Source organism: Streptomyces sp. NPDC031554 (genome assembly GCF_055580685.1).
In genome coordinates this window covers 333,497-349,294 of the sequence record NZ_JBVIKX010000009.1, presented here as the reverse complement: position 1 = coordinate 349,294, position 15,798 = coordinate 333,497, and the positions used below count along the sequence as shown (strand labels likewise).

Genomic DNA, 15,798 nt, shown 5'->3' with positions numbered 1-15,798 from the left:
CGCATCAGCGTCCTGTTCGCCATGCTCCGCGACGGAACCTTCTACCAGCCGAGAAGCCCCCGACTCGCTTGACGAAAGACATAGAGGCACCCCCCCGCGGGAGGGACGGCCGGCACCGTCACCGTCACCGGATGGTGATGGTGATCGTCGATCCCTTGGGGGCCGTCCCGCCACCGTCCACGGACTGGCTCTTGACCGTGTCGCCGAACAGACCCAGCAGGCCGCGGTCCTCGTCCACCTCGAAGCCGGCCTCCTCCAGTTCGGCCCTGGCGTCGTCGACGCTCGCGCCCACCACGTCGGGGACCTCGACCATCTCCGGGCCCTTGGACAGGGTCAGCGTCACCGTGTCGCCGTCGGCGACCTCCTCGTCCGCGCCCGGCGACTGGGCGGCGACCTGGCCCTTGTCGAACTCGGAGGTGACCTCCTCGGCGGCGACCTTCACCTCCAGGCCGGCCTCCTCCAGCTCGGCCCGCGCGTCGTCGAGGTCCTGGCCGGTGACGTCGGGGACCTCGACCGGACCGCCCTTGCTGACCACGAGGGAGACCGCCGAGCCCGCCCGCCGCTCGGTGCCGGCCTGCGGGCTGCTGCTGATCACGAAGCCCTTGAGGACGTCCTCGCTGAACGCCTCGGTGACCAGGCCGGGCTCCAGCCCGTCCGTCTTCAGCAGCTCCCTGGCCTTGTCCAGCCGCGAGCCCTTCACGTCCGGCACCTTCACCGTCTCGGGGCCGTCGGAGACGGTGAGGGCCACCGAGTCGTTCTCGCGGATACGGGCGCCCGGCTCCGGGTCCGTGCTGATGACGGTGCCGCGCTTCACCGTGTCGCTGTGGGCGTGCTTCACCTCGCCGACGCCCAGGCCGGCCGCCTCCAGCCGCTGCCTGGCCTGCGCCTCGGTCTGCGTGAGGACCGCCGGGACCTTGGTGAACTGGCCCGAGTTGATGTACCAGACGCCCGCGCCGACGCCGAGCACCAGCAGGACGGCGACGACGACCGCGACCAGTTCGCGGCGGGGGCGCGCCGGGCGGCGCCGGGGCGGGGGCTCCGCCGCGAACCGGGACGTCCGGTTCATCGGGTCCCCGCCGCCGGCGTCCCCGTCCCCGTCCCCGTCGACGGGCAGGGGGCGCGGGACCGTGAGCGAGCGCGGGATCACGCTGGTGCGGTCCTCGGCGATGTCGCGGTCCGCCGACAGGGCCTGCGGCGGCAGCGCGTCCAGCTGGGCCTCGTCGAGCGCGGCCCGCGCCTCGCGGACCTGCGCGAGCAGGGCCACGGCGTCCGCCGGACGGACGCCGGGGGTGCGGGCGGTGGCCGAGGCCACCAGCTCGTCCAGCGCGAACGCCATGCCGGGGACGGCGGCGGAGGGCGGCGGCACGTCCTCGTGGAGGTGCTTGTAGAGCACCACGGCGGGGGTCTCGCCGTCGTGCGGCTTGTCGCCGGTCAGCATCTCGTAGAGCACGACCCCGCAGGCGTAGACGTCCACGCGCGCGTCGGTGGTGCCCTGCTCCAGCTGCTCGGGCGCGAGGTAGGCGACGGTGCCGAGGACGGCCCCGGTGGTGCTGGTCACGGTGTCCACGGACCTCACCAGGCCGAAGTCGGCGACCTTGACCCGGCCGTCCTCCCCTATCAGCACGTTCTCCGGCTTCATGTCCCGGTGCACGAACCCGGCGCGGTGCGCGGCCCCGAGCGCGGCGAGCACCGGCTCCAGGATGTCCAGCGCGGCCCGCGGCTGGAGGGCGCCGCGCTCGCGCAGCACGTCCCGCAGGGTGCAGCCGGCGACGTACTCCATCGCGAGGTAGACGTACGACCCGTCGGTCCCCTGATCGAACACCTGGACGACGTTCGGGTGCGCCAGCCGGGCCACGGACTTGGCCTCGCGGATGAAACGCTCGACGAAGGAGGCGTCGGCCGCGAGGGCCGGGTGCATCACCTTGAGGGCGAGGACGCGGTCGAGGCGGGTGTCCACGGCCCGGTAGACCGTGGCCATCCCACCGACGGCGATCCGCGCGTCCACGCGATAACGCCCGTCGAGCACCTGCCCGACCAGAGGGTCCTGAAGGGTCGTGTCCACGCAGGCGAGTCTACGAGCCCGCACCGGCACCCCTCACCGCTCACGCCGGTATCGCAGCGGGACTGAAGCGGAGCTGTGACGAGCGGCACGGCCGCGGCGCCGCGATCGCCCGCCCGGAGCCCTCAAAAGGCCGGCCGTTCCGGGTCGAGGACGGCGAGGCCCTCCTCCGGCGAGGACGCCCGCGCGAAGTGACGGCGGGGAATGCGGCCCGCGAGCCGGGCCAGCCTGCCCGCCTCCACCGCCCCCCGCATCGCCCGGGCCATCAGCACCGGCTCCTGCGCCCGCGTCACCGCCGACGCCAGCATCACCCCCGCGCACCCCAGCTCCATCGCCAGCGCCACGTCCGAGGCCGTACCGGCGCCCGCGTCCAGGATCACCGGTACGCGCGCGTGCTCGACGATCAGCTGGAAGTTGTGGGGGTTGCGGATGCCCAGCCCCGACCCGATCGGCGACCCCAGCGGCATCACCGCCGCGCACCCGACGTCCTCCAGCTTCCGCGCCAGCACCGGATCGTCGTTCGTGTACGGCAGCACGGTGAACCCGTCGTCGACCAGCGTCTCCGCCGCGTCCAGCAGCTCGACCGGGTCGGGCAGCAGCGTCCGCTCGTCGGCGACGACCTCCAGCTTGACCAGGTCGGTCCCCAGCGCCTCGCGCGCCAGCCGCGCGGTCAGCACCGCCTCCCCGGCCGTGAAGCACCCCGCCGTGTTCGGCAGCACCCGGACGCCGAGCCGTTCCAGGACCGACAGCACGGACCCGTGCACCGAGGGGTCCACCCGCCGCATCGCGACGGTGGTCAGGCCGGTGCCGGACGCGGCCAGCGCCCGTTCCAGGACCTCCAGGCTGGGCGCGCCGCCCGTGCCCATGATCAGGCGGGACGAGTACGTCGTACCGCCGAGGGCGAAGGGATCGTCGGCCATGGCTCAGCCTCCCTGGACCGCGGTGAGGACTTCCACGCGGTCTCCGTCGGAGAGGGCGGTGGCGGACCACCGCGCGCGCGGGACGACGGTTTCGTTGAGGGCCGCGGCCACCCCGGAGGGCGCCGGCGTCAGGGACCGCACGACGCTGTCGAGGGCCGTGCCGGGAGCGACCTCGCGCCGCTCGCCGTTCACCGAGATCTTCATGCGGGCTGCTCCGAGAGTGCGGCGGCGCGAAAGCGCCGGGGGGTGAAGGGGCGGGCCTCGTCGGGGAGGTCGCCGGTGGCCAGCGCGTGCGCCATCACGTCCCCGGTGACCGGTGCCAGCAGCACGCCGTTGCGGTGGTGCCCGGTCGCCAGCAGCAGTCCGTCCAGCCCGGTCGGCCCGAGCAGCGGCGCGTTGTCCGGCGAGCCGGGGCGCAGCCCCGCGCGGGTCTCGGTGAGCGGCAGCTCGGTGATGCCGGGGACCAGCTCGTGGGCGTCCCGCAGCAGCTCGTACACGCCGCCCGCCGTCACCGTCGTGTCCCAGCCCAGCTCCTCGCTCGTCGCCCCGACGACCAGCTCGCCGTTCTCGCGCGGCACCAGGTAGACCTGGCTGCCGCGCACCACGGCCCGGACCGTCCGGGTCAGGAAGGGCGCGTACCGCCGCGGCACGGTCAGCCGCAGCACCTGCCCCTTCACCGGCCGCACCGGGGGCACCACCTCCGCGGGGACGCCCGCGAGCCGCCCGCTGAGGCTGCCCGCCGCGAGCACCACCCGCCGTGCCGCGAGCGCCGTGCCCGCGCGTGTGCGCACGCCCGTGGCGCGGCCCGCCGACACCGTCAGCCGCTCCGCCCGGTCGCGGTGGAAGGCCACGCCCGTCCGCTCGCAGGCGGTCACCAGCGCCGCCACCAGCCGCCGCGGATCGATCTGGTGGTCCCCGTCCACCCGCAACCCGCCCCGCACCCCGGGCGCGAGCAGGGGCTCCAGCCGCCGGCACTCCCGCCCGGACAGCCACTCCGACGTCAGCCCCGACCGCCGTTGCAGGGCGTGCAGTTCCCGAAGGTGGGCACGGTCGTCGGCGTCCAGCGCCACCGCGAGGGTGCCGGAGCGGCGGTAGCCCAGGTCGTGGCCGGTCAGTTCGGTCAGCTCGGCCGCGAAGTCCGGGTAGCGGCGCGCCGATTCCAGATTCAGGCCGAGCAGCGTCTGCTCGCCGTGGTGCAGTTCGGTGACGGCGGCGAGCATCCCGGCCGCCACCTGCGCGGCCCCGCCGCCCGGCTCGGGATCCAGCACCGCGGTGACGAACCCGCGCTGCGCGGCCCGCCACGCGGTGACCAGTCCGATGACGCCGCCCCCGACGACGAGGACGTCCGGCTTGTCCGAGGACATGGGTGTCCAGCCCCTCCCTTCGCCGGCATGACCCGGATCAGGTTCGTACGGTCGGAGGCCGCCAGCCTCCCTCTCAGCCCGGTGCGTCCGGGCTCCCGCGAGTGCTCTAGGTTGGCCACCCTAGCCCCCCGCCCTCCGACCCCGTAAGGGAGCCTCCCCCGTGGCACGTTCGCTCGACGGCCTGGTCCTGGCCCCGGTGGCCGACCAGGCCCCCGGCCAGGTCGGCACCCGCACCCGCTTCGCGTACCGGGAACGCGACGGCGTGGTCTGGGCCGACTACGCGGGCGGCGACGTCGTCCGCGGGCACCTGGTGGGCACCCGGCGGGGGGACCGGCTGGACTTCCGGTACGTCCAGCTGGGGCACGACGGGACGACGTCGTCCGGGCACTGCGTGTCCGCGGTCGTCGAACTGCCCGACGGACGGCTGCGCCTCGACGAGACCTGGGAGTGGGAGTCGCGGGCCGGCAGCGGGACCAGCGTGGTGGAACAGATCACGGAGCGGGACGGCTGACTGACAGCGCGTCAGCTGTCTAAGGTGATCGGGTGAGCGAGCAGACGCGGGAAGAGGACGGGCGGGCGACGCGACGGGTGGTCGTCGTCGGCGCGGGGATGGCCGGGGTGCAGACCGCGGTCGCCCTGCGCGAACAGGGCTTCGACGGCGCGGTGACCGTCGTCGGCGCCGAACCCCACCAGCCCTACGACCGGCCCCCGCTGTCCAAGGCCGTCCTGCTCGGCAAGGCCGAGCACTCCGCCTTCGACGTCGACTTCGAGGCGCTCGACGTCGAACTCCGGCTCGGCAGCGAGGCCCTCGGCGTCCGCCCCGCCGACCACGAACTCGACACCGGGTCCGGGCCCGTCCCGTACGACGTCCTCGTGCTCGCCACCGGCGCCGAACCGATCCGGCTGCCCGGCGCCGAGGGCGTCCCCGGCGTCCACCTGCTGCGCACCCTGGACGACGCCGAACGGCTGCGGCCGGTGCTCGCCGGCCGTCACGACGTCGTCGTCGTCGGCGCCGGCTGGATCGGCGCCGAGTTCGCCACCGCCGCGCGCGAGGCCGGCTGCGCGGTCACCGTCGTCGAGGCCGCCGACCGGCCGCTGGCCGGCGCCCTGCCCGCCGACGTCGCCGCCGCGATGACCGCCTGGTACGCCGACAGCGGCACCGACCTGCGCACCCGCACGCGCGTGCGCGAGGTGGAGCCCGGCGCGGTCCTCCTCGACGACGGGTCCCGGCTGCCCGCCGACGCCGTCGTGGTCGGCATCGGCGCCCGCCCCGCCACGGCCTGGCTGACCGGCTCGGGCATCGAACTGGGCCCGCGCGGCGAGGTCGTGGCCGACGCGGGCCTGCGCACCTCCCTGCCCGACGTGTACGCGGTCGGCGACTGCGCCTCCTTCCCCTCCGGGCGGTACGGCGAGCGCCTCCTGGTCCACCACTGGGACAACGCCCTCCAGGGTCCGCGCACGGTCGCCGCGAACATCCTCGGTACGGCCGGCGGCGAGGCCGGCGCGGTCTACGACCCGGTCCCGTACTTCTGGTCGGAGCAGTTCGGCCGCTTCGTCCAGTACGCCGGGCACCACGGCGGCGCCGACACCACCCTGTGGCGCGGTGACCCCGCCGGCCCGGCCTGGACGGTCTGCTGGCTGCACGGCGACCGCCTGGTCGCCGTGCTGGCGGTGGGCCGTCCGCGCGACCTCGCGCAGGGCCGCCGGCTGATCGAGTCGGGCACCCCGGTCGACCCGGAGCTGGTCGTGGACCCGGAGCGGCCGCTCAAGACGGCGGCGCTCTGACCGGGACCCTTCCGGGACCCCTCCGGGGCGCGGCCGGTGCTCCGTCCGGAGGAGTGCCGCGGCGTCCGGCGGCGGTCCCGTCCCTCCCGGGGGAGCCTCGGGTACCGACTGTCGGTCCGGGATGGCAGTCTTGGGGGGTGACCGAGATTGACGCAAAGATCGATGCTCTCGTCCCCGCCTGGCTCACCCTGCCCGACATCGCGGAGATGCTCGATGTCGACGTGACGCGTGTGCGGCAGCTGGTCAAGGAAGGCCAGCTCATCGCCGTACGCCGTGGTGAGAACAGGGCGCTGCACGTCCCCGCCGCCTTCATCGACGAGGACAAGGTGACCAAGGGTCTGTCCGGGACCCTGACCCTGCTGCGGGACGACGGCTTCACGGACGAAGAGATGCTGGAGTGGCTGTTCACTCCCGACCCGTCCCTGCCCGGGACCCCGGCGCAGGCACTGAGCGAGAACCGCGGCACGGAGGTGAAGCGCCGCGCCCAGGCGCTCGCCGTCTGAGCCCAGGCCCGCGACCCGGCTCCGCCGCCCTCCAGGGACGCGCTGATCCACGGATGCGCTGATCCAGGGACGGGCCGATCCACCGGCGGGCCGGTTCACGGAGACGTCGATGCTCCGCTCCACGGATCCGCCGATCGGCCGATCCGTCCCGGGGACCGCCGCGCGGAGTCCCGGAACCACCAGGTGTGCGGCCGCGGTCCGCCGCGTCCGCACACCGACGCCCCGGGAAGGCCCCGGGGCGCCGCCACACCCCGGGGGACCCACGCATGTCCGACACGGCCCGCTCCCAGCTCGCCGACGCCCGCCTCTACCTCTGCACGGACGCCCGCCGGCGCCAGGGCGACCTGCCGGAGTTCCTGGACGCGGTCCTCGCGGGCGGCGTCGACGTCGTGCAGCTGCGCGACAAGGGCATGGAGGCGGCGGAGGAACTGGAACACCTCGAGGTGTTCGCCGATGCCTGCGCCCGCCACGGCAGGCTGCTCGCGGTCAACGACCGGGCGGACGTCGCCCATGCCGCCGGCTCGCAGGTCCTCCACCTCGGCCAGGGCGACCTGCCGGTCCCCGCGGCCCGCGCCCTCCTCGGCGACGGCGTCCTGATCGGCCGCTCCACGCACAGCGAGACGGAGGCGGCCGCCGCGGCCGTCCAGGAAGGCGTCGACTACTTCTGCACGGGCCCGTGCTGGCCCACCCCCACCAAGCCCGGCCGCCCGGCCCCCGGCCTCGGCCTGGTCCGTCACACGGCGGCGCTGGGCACCGGGCGCCCCTGGTTCGCGATCGGCGGCATCGACCTCGGCAACCTCGACGAGGTGCTGGAGGCGGGCGCCCGCCGCGTCGTGGTCGTCCGGGCGATCACGGAGGCCGACGATCCCGGGACCGCGGCGGCGGAGTTCGCCGAGAGGCTGCGCGCGGCCTGAGCCGGGCGTCCGGCCCCGTCCCGGTCACCCGCCCGGCCCCGCACCCGTCCCCGCCCGCCCCCTCGCGGTCCGTCCCCTTCCCCCCGGCTCGCCCCCGGCTGTCCAAGGGATGGACAACAAGTCGACAATTCGGGCAAATTTCCGAGTTTCGGTTGGGGGAGGTCCCTCCCCTGGCTAACCTGCGGGTATGGCCCTCGGAACCGCATCCACCAGGACCGACCGCGCCCGCACCGTGCGCGACATCCTGGCCACCGGCAAGACGACGTACTCGTTCGAGTTCTACGCGCCGAAGACCGCCCAGGGCGAGCGGAGCCTGTGGAACGCGCTCCGGCGGGTCGAGGCCGTGGCCCCCGACTTCGTCTCCGTCACCTACGGCGCCGGCGGCACCACGCGGGCGACCACGGTCAAGGAGACGCAGCAGATCGTCGTCGACACCACCCTCACCCCGGTCGCGCACCTCACGGCCGTGGACCACTCCGTCGCCGAGCTGCGCAACATCATCGGCCAGTACGCCGACGCCGGGATCCGCAACATGCTCGCCGTGCGCGGCGACCCGCCCGGCGACCCCATGGGCGAGTGGGTGCCGCACCCGCAGGGCCTCACCTACGCCGCCGAACTCGTCCAGCTGATCAAGGAGTCGGGCGACTTCTGCGTCGGCGTCGCCGCCTTCCCCGAGATGCACCCCCGTTCCGGCGACTGGGACACCGACGTCGCGCGCTTCGTCGACAAGTGCCGGGCCGGCGCCGACTACGCCATCACGCAGATGTTCTTCGAGCCCGAGTCCTACCTGCGGCTGCGCGACCGGGTGTCGGCGGCCGGCTGCGCGACCCCGGTGATCCCCGAGATCCTGCCGGTGACAAGTGTGAAGATGCTGGAGAGGCTGCCCAAGCTCAGCAACGCCCACTTCCCGGAGGCGCTGAAAGAGCGGATCCTCACAGCCAAAGACGATCCGGCCGCTGTACGCTCCATTGGCATCGACTTCGCCACGGAGTTCTGCGCTCGGCTGCTCGCCGAGGGAGTGCCCGGACTGCACTTCATCACGCTCAACAACTCCACGGCGACGCTGGAAATCTACGAGAACCTGGGTCTGCATCACCCACCGCAGGCCTAGACCGGTCGCACCGCCTGACGACACACCGCGTGGCGGCCGAGGGGAGAGGGGCGTACATGGGCTGGACGGTCCTCTACATCGCGTTCGGCATCGTCGCGCTGTGGCTGCTCGGTGAGGTGCTGCTGCAGTACAAGGCGCGGCTGCGCTGGCGGCTGCTCGCCTTCGGCGGCTTCCTCGGTGTGGTGGTCGGTGTCCTGATCCCGTCCGTCGTCGTCATCGGCGTGGGGGCGGCCGCCTTCGCGGTCGGCCAGACGTACGTCACCCTGTCGTTCCGCCGGGGCTTCGCCGAGGGCTGGGCCGTCAGCCGCCCCGGCACCGAGGACACCGGGCGCCGACGCGGCAAGGACGAGCGCCAGGACCCCACCCTGGAGGTCTCCGACCTGGAGGAGGCCGAGGGCGGCAGCGCCCCGTACGGCGGGGACGCCGTGACGCCGTTCGGCGGCGACGCCGCGTACGGCGGGGACGGGAGCGCCTACGGCGACGACGACCGCGACGACGTGTTCACGCCCGCCGCGCGCGGCACCGACGCCACGGCGGCAGAGAGCACCTCCGTCTACGAGCCGCAGCCCCTGCCCGACGACACCGGCTCCTACGGCGTGTACAGCGACACCGCCCACGCGTCCGCCACCCAGCCCCAGGACCAGTACGCGACCGCCGCCCAGGGGGCCGACCAGGGATACGGCTACGACGGCTACTCCGGGTACGGCCAGCAGCAGTACGGCTACGACGCCTCCGGCGAGCAGCAGTACGCGGCCTACTCCGACCCCTACATCGGCACCCAGAGCTACGGCGGCGGCTCCTACGACGCCGGGTACGACCAGCAGCAGTACCCGCAGCAGGGCTACGGCCAGGACCAGTACGGCACCGGCGGCTACGACGCGACCCCGGCCGGCGGCGTCTGGGTCCCGCAGCAGCGCAGCACCGACGACCCGCTCGCCGGCGAACTCCCGCCCGAGCAGCCCTACCCCTACCAGGGCGACGGGCGGCAGCAGGGCAACAGCGGGTACGACGAGCAGTACCGCTTCTGACGGGCGTTCACCACCGGGGCCGGCGGCCGGGATTCACCGCGAGCCGCGGAACTCCGGCCCCTCCACGACGAGTCCGGACACCAGCGCGCCCGACATGCCCGCGTGCGGGAGCCCGCCCCCCGGGTGTGCCCAGCCGCCCGCGGTGAACAGGCCCGCGAGAGCGGTCGAATTGGCCGGGTGCAGCAGCCGGCCCCCCGCTGCCGCCAGCGCCGGAGCCGGGACGGAACCGCCCTCCGCGCCGGTCTCCTCCGCGATGTCCGCCGGGGTGCGCACCTCGCGCCACAGCAGACGGTCCCGCAGGTCCGGAAGGGCACGCTCGGCGGCCGAGAGCACCGCCTCCACCAGGCCGGCCCCCGGCTCGGCCCCGGCCGGCACGACGGCACTGAGGGTGACCGCCTCATGCGCGGAGTCCGGCACGAGAGCCGGGTCACCGGGCCGCAGCACCGTGACCGTCGGGCCCGCGGCCGGTGCGGGTGCCGTACCGAACAGGGCCTCCAACTCGCCCTCGCGGTCCCGCGTGTGCACCACCGTCCGGTGCGCGGTCCCCTCCGGGCGCCCGCCGCGCAGGGCGAGCAGCACGGTGAGCCGGCTCGGCAGGCCCCGCTGCGGCACGACCTCGCCCGGGCCGCGCGGCGGCAGCCCGGCGACGCGGCCCGTCCCCGGCGCGACCACGAAGTCGGCCTCCACCACGGAGCCTCCCCCGGAGCCGGAAGCCCGGGAGGTACCCCCGGCCAGCTCCACGCCCGCCGCCCGGCCGTCCTTCTCCACGATCGAGGTGACCTCGGCACCGAACTCGAACACGACCCGGCGGGCCAGGCATCTCTCGTACACCGCGCGGGCCAGCTCGCGCACGCCCCCGCGCACGGCCCACGTGCCGAAGGCGTGCTCCATGTACGGCAGCACGGCCGCGCTCGCCGGGGTGACCCGCGGATCGAGGCCGTACGCGAGCGCGTGGCTCTCCAGGAGGGCGGCGAGCCGGGGGTCGCGCAGTTCCCAGGCGCCGACCTCGGCGAGCGTGCCGGCCCGGCGGGTGCGCAGCAGGCGCCTGTGCGGCACCGCCGGATAGGGCTCGCGGTCCGCGAGCACCGCCCAGTTAGGCCACAGCGGCTCCTCCAGGAGCGGGCGGCGCGTGCGGTCCCAGGCCTCGCGGGCCCGGACCAGGAAGTCTCCCCAGCGCCCGCCGGTCCCCGCGCCCAGCGCCTCGTCCAGGGCGGAGACGACACCCGCGCGTGAGGCGTTCGGCAGCACGGCCTGCGTGCCGTCGGCGAACACGTGCCGCGCCGACGGGTCGACCTGGACCAGCTCGGCACAGTCCTCCAGTGGCTCCCTGCCGGTCTTGACGAACAGATCGCGCCAGACCGCGGGCAGGGTCAGCAGACCGGGACCGGTGTCGAAGGAGAACCCGTCCCGCTCGAAGCGGCGCACCGCACCGCCGTACGTCTCCGTACGCTCGTACACCGTCACCCGGTGGCCCGCGACGGCCAGCCGGGCGGCAGCCGCCAGTGCGCCCATCCCGGCGCCGATCACCGCAATCCGTGCCATGCCCGCGACTTTATCGGCCGCCCCCGACGGTGACGGCGCCAGGCCTGCGGGCCGCCCGCCCGTGGGCACCGGGGAAGCCCGTGGGCACCGGGGGAGTACGGACACGGGGGCGGTCGTCCCCACGGCGGCCGCGCGGCGCCCGGGGGCCCGCCCCCAGGTCTGAGTAGCCGTACCTAGTCACCGAGATGAGTACGTGCGCGGATGGGGCGCGACCTGGGGGAACGGGAGAGTGGAGCCCACGGAAAGGGGCCCGGCGCCGCACCGCCGACACGGGGCGGCGGAACGGTGCCGGTCCTGGACCGCTCCTTCCGCCGGCCCGGTCGGCGGGAGCGAGGCACGGGGGAGTCCGGGGAACCACCGGACGGGGGAAGTGCCGGGGAGCGCCGGTTCGCGGTGGCACACGGGGGACGTGGCCACGGCGGACCGGCGCTTCCTCATGCGCCCCGGGGGGTGGCCGCGGCACCTCCCGCGGGAGCGCTCAACGCCCGCTGACCCGGCCCTGGAGCAGCCGGGACAGCGCCGCGTGGACGTCGTCCAGGGACCGCTCCGGCTGGAAGGCCTGCCAGTCCAGGGCGGCCACCAGGACCATGCCGACCAGCGCGGCCGCGGTCAGCGGCACGTCGATCTCGTCGCTGAACTCGCCGTGTTCGATGCCCCCGCGCAGCACGTCCTCGACGACGGCCACCGCCTGCTGCCGCACCACCATCAGCGTGGACTGCCAGGCCCGGTTGGTGCGCCAGAGCTCGGCCACGTAGAGCTGGGTGAACGCCGGATAGCGGTCGATGAAGACCAGCCCCGCGCGGATCATCGCGTCCAGCGCGTCGACCCGGCTGCCGCCCCGGCGCGCCGTGCCCTCGGCGGCTTCCCGCAGGGACGCGGTGAGCAGCCCCACGCCGTGCCGCAGCAGCTCCTCGAAGAGGACCGACTTGCTGGTGAAGTTGTAGTAGACCGTGCCCTTCGCGACGCCCGCCCGCTCGGCGATCTCGTCCACGGTGGTCGCGGAGAAGCCCTGCTCGGCGATGAGCGTGACGGCTGCCTCGTAGAGCTTCTGCCGGGTGGCCTCGCGGCGGGTGCGGCCGGCCGGCCTGGTGGTGCTGTCCATGCCCCCGATTGTCACAGGAACCCGGCCCCGCGAAGGCCCCGGCCGCCCGGTCACAGGGTCGGTTCCGGGTACAGCCGTTCCCGCGTCCCCACCTGGCGGCGCGCGGACAGCGCGGTCGGCGCCAGGGCGCCCGCCGTGAAGGCGATCAGCACCACGCACGCGTGCCACGACGGTGGTCCCGGCCTTCGCGACGGAGGCCGGCAGGGCTCCGGCCGCGGCGCGTTCGGCGTCGGACGGCTTGAGGCCGACGTCGTCGACCGCGAGCAGCCGCGGCCGTCCGAGCAGGGCCGGCGCGACCGACAGCCGCAGCGCCTCCAGCCGTTCCAGGGCGCGCGGCGGTCCGCGCGCCCTCGGGCAGCGCCTCCCGGTCGAGCCCGGCGGCGGCCGGCGCGGCGCCCACCTCCCGCTCCTCCTCGGCCGCGCGCGCGGTGCGCGGCCGCAGCAGCGCGCTTACGGAACCGCCGAACCGCCGCTGCAACAGCGCCCGTTCGTGCAGGTGCTCGCCGACGGTCAGCGCCGGGTCGGGGTCGGTGACCGTCGGCGACGTCGGCCGGGGCGCTGACGCGGCGCACCGCGGCCGGCTGCTTCGGCAGCCGCGCGGTGCCGACGACCGCCGTCCCCTCGGTGGTCCTCATCCGGCCGGTGAGCGCCGGCAGCAGGCTGGTCCGGCCGGAGCCGGAGGGCCCCTCGGCCGCGACCGGCGAGCCGGACCCCACGTCGAGACCGACGTCCCGGAAGACCCGGCCGCGCGGACCCCGCAGCCCGAAGCCCTCGGCGGTGACGGCGACTCCGTGCACGGTTCCCCCACCGTGGCAGAATTTGAACTGACTGGTCAGTGCAAAAACTGACCCGAACTGTCGATCGAGGCAAAAGTCCAGGTCACAACGGATTGTCAGTGGTACAACGCACGATGGGTGCATACGGCACCACCCGACAGGACCGTGCCGTCACCCAGACGACAGGAGGTTCGTCATGGCCAGCTCCCCCGCAGCAGCCGCACGTCGGCGACGCGCCACCGGCCCTGCCCCCTCACCGACCGGCCCGGCGAGCGACGTGCACCCCGTGCTGCGCCGGACCACGGCCCCGCCTGCCGCCCTCGACCTGCTCGCCCAGGCCCACGCCGGGCTGGGCGAGGCCACCGCCCTCGACGCCCCCAACGAGCGGTACGCCACGGCCCACCTCGCCGCGCTGCGCACCGCCGCCGCCGTCCTCGCCGCACGGGGGCGCCCGGAGGCCACCCCCAGGCGCCGGGCCCGGATCAGGAGCGCGTGGGAAGTGCTCCCCGAGATAGCGCCCGAACTGACCGAGTGGAGCGCGCTGTTCGCCTCCGGGGCCGGACGCCGCGCCCGTGCCGAGGCGGGCATCAGGGGCGCGGCCAGTCGTCGCGACGCCGACGACCTGATACGCGACGTGGCCATGTTCCTCCGCCTCGTCGAACGCATGCTGGCCCTCCAGCCGGTGCTGCCCCGCTCCCGCGGCGAAGGCGCCGAGGCGGACGGTCCGGACGCGGGGGCGGACATGCCGGACGCGGGCTGAGCCCCGCCGCCGACGGGGGCGGCCGGGCCGGCGGGACGCCCGTCCGGGACGCGCGCACGGGCGTCCCGGCGCGGCCGGCGCACCCCCTGGCCCGGACGCACCGCGGTGACCGGGCGAGGCGGCGGAGGCAATAGGGTGGACAGCGCCTGAAGCCTTCCCTCCGCCGCCGCCGTGGCCGGGAAGGCGCCCCGTTCGCTCCGCCGCGCCAGAGGCGGTGCCGCGCCGAGGAGTCAACTGCCGTGCCGGACCCCATGCGCCCGTCCGTCTCCCACCGCCACTCCCACACGGCGTCGCTGCGCTCCGGCCCCTCCCGCCCCCGCGCCTCGCTCCGTACCGCGGTGGTCTGGGAGGTCCTCCAGGACGCCCTCGACCGCCAGGTCAAGGCCACGGGGCGCGAGTCGCTGGACGTGCTCGACACCGGGGGCGGCAGCGGCAACTTCGCGGTGCCGGTCGCCCGACTCGGGCACCGGGTCACCGTCGTCGACCCCAGCCCCAACGCGCTGTTCGCGCTGGAGCGCCGCGCCGCCGAGGCCGGGGTCGCCGACCGTGTGCGGGGCGTCCAGGGCGACACCCACGGCCTCTTCGACGTGGTCCGGCGCGGCGGCTACGACGCGGTCCTGTGCCACGGCGTCCTGGAGTACGTCGACGACCCCGTCGAAGGCGTCCGCAACGTGGTGGCCGCGCTGCGCCCCGGCGGCGTCCTCAGTCTGCTCGCCGCCGGCCTCGGCGGAGCCGTTCTGGCCCGCGCCCTCGCCGGTCACTTCACGGAGGCCCACCAGGCACTGGGCGACCCGGACGGCCGCTGGGGCGAGGGCGACCCGGTACCGCACCGCTTCACCGCCGACCAGCTCACCGGACTGGTCGAGGGCGCCGGCCTGCGGGTGGGCGCCGTGCACGGGGTGCGGGTCTTCGCCGACCTCGTCCCCGGCGTGCTCGTGGACACCGAGCCCGGCGCCCTGGAGGCACTGCTGAAGCTGGAGGAGGCGGCGGCCGAACTGCCCGCCTTCCACTCCGTGGCGACCCAGCTCCACGTCCTCGGTGAGCCGCGGGGCACCGACGAGGCCGCCGTCCCCTCCTGAGACGCGGCGCTGATCAGGTACGCGGCCGCGCATGGAGTACGCCACAGGCCCCCCGTTCGGCCGAAGGGCGCCGTATGATCGAGGGAGACCGCCCGGCATGACGGGTCGGCCGCCGGGGAATGGAACCCCCAGCGGACCCGAAACGCTCATGGCGGGCTCCGGTTGGCCAATTGGCGTAGAGGGGCGGGTTTCACGGGGGCGATTCCCTGCCTATCCTGAAGGGACCCCCCGGGTCGCCCCGGCGACTGCACGATGAGGAGGACTCCGTGCCGCTCTCGGAGCACGAGCAGCGCATGCTCGAGCAGATGGAGCGAGCGCTGTACGCCGAAGATCCCAAATTCGCGTCGGCGCTTGAGGGAAGCGGGCTGCGTACGTACACCCGGCGCCGGGTCTATCAGGCGGTCGCGGGCTTCCTCGTGGGTATCGCGCTCCTCATGGCCGGTATGGTCGCCCAGCAGGTCTGGCTCAGCGTGGTGGGCTTCCTCGTCATGCTGGGATGTGCCGTCCTCGCGGTCACCGGCTGGCGCAAGGCCCCCAAGCCGGGCGAACAGGCCGCCGGCGCCCCCCAGGCACGCGGGCAGGGACGGCCGAAGCGCTCGGTGATGAACCGGATCGAGGAGCGCTGGCAGCGCCGCCGCGACGAGCAGGGCGGCGGCCAGGGCCACTGAGTCCGTCCCCGGACGGGCCCGTGCCCGGCCGGTGGGACGCCGCGGGCGAACAGAGACGTGATGAGGGGGGTGGGCGCCCCGCCCGGGGGGGGCCCCCCCCCCCCCACCCCCGCCCCCCCCCGCCCCCCCCCCGTCACCCCGCCCGCGGCCGGCCCCCCCCCCCGGGCCGCCCGAGGGAGCGCGCCCC

At 75.1% G+C, this 15,798-nt stretch carries 15 protein-coding genes, 1 pseudogene and 1 riboswitch; of the genes and pseudogenes, 9 read left to right on the top strand and 7 right to left on the bottom strand.

The window, feature by feature from the left end:
* Window positions 1–124: 124 nt before the first annotated feature.
* The 4 genes from pknB to thiO all read right to left on the bottom strand — a co-directional run bounded on the left by pknB (window position 125) and on the right by thiO (window position 4,343).
* Window positions 125–2,062: a Stk1 family PASTA domain-containing Ser/Thr kinase gene (gene pknB / locus ACZ5FU_RS24360; protein WP_451776585.1), complete on the bottom strand. Its 1,938-nt coding sequence runs from the start codon at window positions 2,060–2,062 to the stop codon at window positions 125–127.
* A gap of 122 nt (window positions 2,063–2,184) precedes the next feature.
* Window positions 2,185–2,979: a thiazole synthase gene (locus ACZ5FU_RS24355; RefSeq protein ID WP_469046614.1), complete on the bottom strand. Its 795-nt coding sequence runs from the start codon at window positions 2,977–2,979 to the stop codon at window positions 2,185–2,187.
* Window positions 2,980–2,982: 3 nt separating this feature from the next.
* Window positions 2,983–3,183, bottom strand: coding sequence for a sulfur carrier protein ThiS (gene thiS / locus ACZ5FU_RS24350; RefSeq protein WP_356558969.1), 201 nt, complete (start codon window positions 3,181–3,183; stop codon window positions 2,983–2,985).
* A complete protein-coding gene (gene thiO, locus ACZ5FU_RS24345; protein WP_451526377.1) occupies window positions 3,180–4,343 on the bottom strand; it encodes a glycine oxidase ThiO in 1,164 nt (387 codons plus the stop codon). Before thiO ends, thiS begins: the two co-directional genes overlap by 4 nt.
* Window positions 4,341–4,452: riboswitch (TPP riboswitch) on the bottom strand. It overlaps the preceding gene by 3 nt.
* Before the next feature lie 51 nt (window positions 4,453–4,503).
* Between thiO and ACZ5FU_RS24340 the strand changes: the two genes are divergently transcribed.
* The 6 genes from ACZ5FU_RS24340 to ACZ5FU_RS24315 all read left to right on the top strand — a co-directional run bounded on the left by ACZ5FU_RS24340 (window position 4,504) and on the right by ACZ5FU_RS24315 (window position 9,684).
* Window positions 4,504–4,854, top strand: a complete 351-nt coding sequence (locus ACZ5FU_RS24340) for an avidin-fold protein (RefSeq protein ID WP_451526376.1) — start codon at window positions 4,504–4,506, stop codon at window positions 4,852–4,854.
* Window positions 4,855–4,886: 32 nt separating this feature from the next.
* Window positions 4,887–6,128 (top strand): NAD(P)/FAD-dependent oxidoreductase, encoded by a 1,242-nt coding sequence (locus ACZ5FU_RS24335; RefSeq protein ID WP_451776590.1) that lies wholly within the window; start codon window positions 4,887–4,889, stop codon window positions 6,126–6,128.
* 137 nt (window positions 6,129–6,265) lie between these two features.
* Window positions 6,266–6,631 (top strand): Rv2175c family DNA-binding protein, encoded by a 366-nt coding sequence (locus ACZ5FU_RS24330; protein ID WP_392246280.1) that lies wholly within the window; start codon window positions 6,266–6,268, stop codon window positions 6,629–6,631.
* 266 nt (window positions 6,632–6,897) lie between these two features.
* Window positions 6,898–7,545, top strand: a complete 648-nt coding sequence (gene thiE, locus ACZ5FU_RS24325) for a thiamine phosphate synthase (protein WP_451526374.1) — start codon at window positions 6,898–6,900, stop codon at window positions 7,543–7,545.
* 187 nt (window positions 7,546–7,732) lie between these two features.
* Window positions 7,733–8,656 (top strand): methylenetetrahydrofolate reductase [NAD(P)H], encoded by a 924-nt coding sequence (gene metF / locus ACZ5FU_RS24320; protein ID WP_451526373.1) that lies wholly within the window; start codon window positions 7,733–7,735, stop codon window positions 8,654–8,656.
* 56 nt (window positions 8,657–8,712) lie between these two features.
* Entirely contained in the window at window positions 8,713–9,684 is a 972-nt protein-coding gene (locus tag ACZ5FU_RS24315; RefSeq protein ID WP_451526372.1) for an SCO2102 family sporulation regulator, read from the top strand.
* A 33-nt stretch (window positions 9,685–9,717) separates the two neighbouring features.
* Here ACZ5FU_RS24315 and ACZ5FU_RS24310 read toward each other — a convergent pair whose 3' ends face one another.
* The 3 genes and pseudogenes from ACZ5FU_RS24310 to ACZ5FU_RS24300 all read right to left on the bottom strand — a co-directional run.
* Window positions 9,718–11,226: a phytoene desaturase family protein gene (locus ACZ5FU_RS24310; RefSeq protein ID WP_451526371.1), complete on the bottom strand. Its 1,509-nt coding sequence runs from the start codon at window positions 11,224–11,226 to the stop codon at window positions 9,718–9,720.
* A gap of 478 nt (window positions 11,227–11,704) precedes the next feature.
* On the bottom strand, window positions 11,705–12,328 hold the full coding sequence (locus tag ACZ5FU_RS24305; RefSeq protein WP_451526562.1) for a TetR/AcrR family transcriptional regulator: 624 nt from the start codon (window positions 12,326–12,328) through the stop codon (window positions 11,705–11,707).
* Window positions 12,329–12,490: 162 nt separating this feature from the next.
* Window positions 12,491–13,125, bottom strand: a pseudogene (locus tag ACZ5FU_RS24300) (ATP-binding cassette domain-containing protein); the annotation flags it as partial.
* Window positions 13,126–13,300: 175 nt separating this feature from the next.
* Between ACZ5FU_RS24300 and ACZ5FU_RS24295 the strand changes: the two are divergent.
* The 3 genes from ACZ5FU_RS24295 to ACZ5FU_RS24285 all read left to right on the top strand — a co-directional run bounded on the left by ACZ5FU_RS24295 (window position 13,301) and on the right by ACZ5FU_RS24285 (window position 15,611).
* The gene (locus ACZ5FU_RS24295; protein ID WP_451526370.1) at window positions 13,301–13,864 is read left to right on the top strand and encodes an SAV_6107 family HEPN domain-containing protein; all 564 of its coding nucleotides are present in this window, start codon (window positions 13,301–13,303) and stop codon (window positions 13,862–13,864) included.
* A gap of 239 nt (window positions 13,865–14,103) precedes the next feature.
* Window positions 14,104–14,943: a methyltransferase gene (locus ACZ5FU_RS24290; protein WP_451526369.1), complete on the top strand. Its 840-nt coding sequence runs from the start codon at window positions 14,104–14,106 to the stop codon at window positions 14,941–14,943.
* 266 nt (window positions 14,944–15,209) lie between these two features.
* Window positions 15,210–15,611: a DUF3040 domain-containing protein gene (locus ACZ5FU_RS24285; RefSeq protein ID WP_451526368.1), complete on the top strand. Its 402-nt coding sequence runs from the start codon at window positions 15,210–15,212 to the stop codon at window positions 15,609–15,611.
* Window positions 15,612–15,798 lie beyond the last annotated feature (187 nt).

Excerpts from the sequence above, each read along its gene's own strand:
- thiO (WP_451526377.1), bottom strand. The coding sequence starts at position 4,343 with ATGTCCTCGGACAAGCCGGACGTCCTCGTCGTCGGGGGCGGCGTCATC.
- thiE (WP_451526374.1), top strand. The coding sequence starts at position 6,898 with ATGTCCGACACGGCCCGCTCCCAGCTCGCCGACGCCCGCCTCTACCTC.
- ACZ5FU_RS24355 (WP_469046614.1), bottom strand. The coding sequence starts at position 2,979 with ATGGCCGACGATCCCTTCGCCCTCGGCGGTACGACGTACTCGTCCCGC.
- thiS (WP_356558969.1), bottom strand. The coding sequence starts at position 3,183 with ATGAAGATCTCGGTGAACGGCGAGCGGCGCGAGGTCGCTCCCGGCACG.
- ACZ5FU_RS24310 (WP_451526371.1), bottom strand. The coding sequence starts at position 11,226 with ATGGCACGGATTGCGGTGATCGGCGCCGGGATGGGCGCACTGGCGGCT.
- ACZ5FU_RS24315 (WP_451526372.1), top strand. The coding sequence starts at position 8,713 with ATGGGCTGGACGGTCCTCTACATCGCGTTCGGCATCGTCGCGCTGTGG.
- metF (WP_451526373.1), top strand. The coding sequence starts at position 7,733 with ATGGCCCTCGGAACCGCATCCACCAGGACCGACCGCGCCCGCACCGTG.
- ACZ5FU_RS24305 (WP_451526562.1), bottom strand. The coding sequence starts at position 12,328 with ATGGACAGCACCACCAGGCCGGCCGGCCGCACCCGCCGCGAGGCCACC.
- ACZ5FU_RS24295 (WP_451526370.1), top strand. The coding sequence starts at position 13,301 with ATGGCCAGCTCCCCCGCAGCAGCCGCACGTCGGCGACGCGCCACCGGC.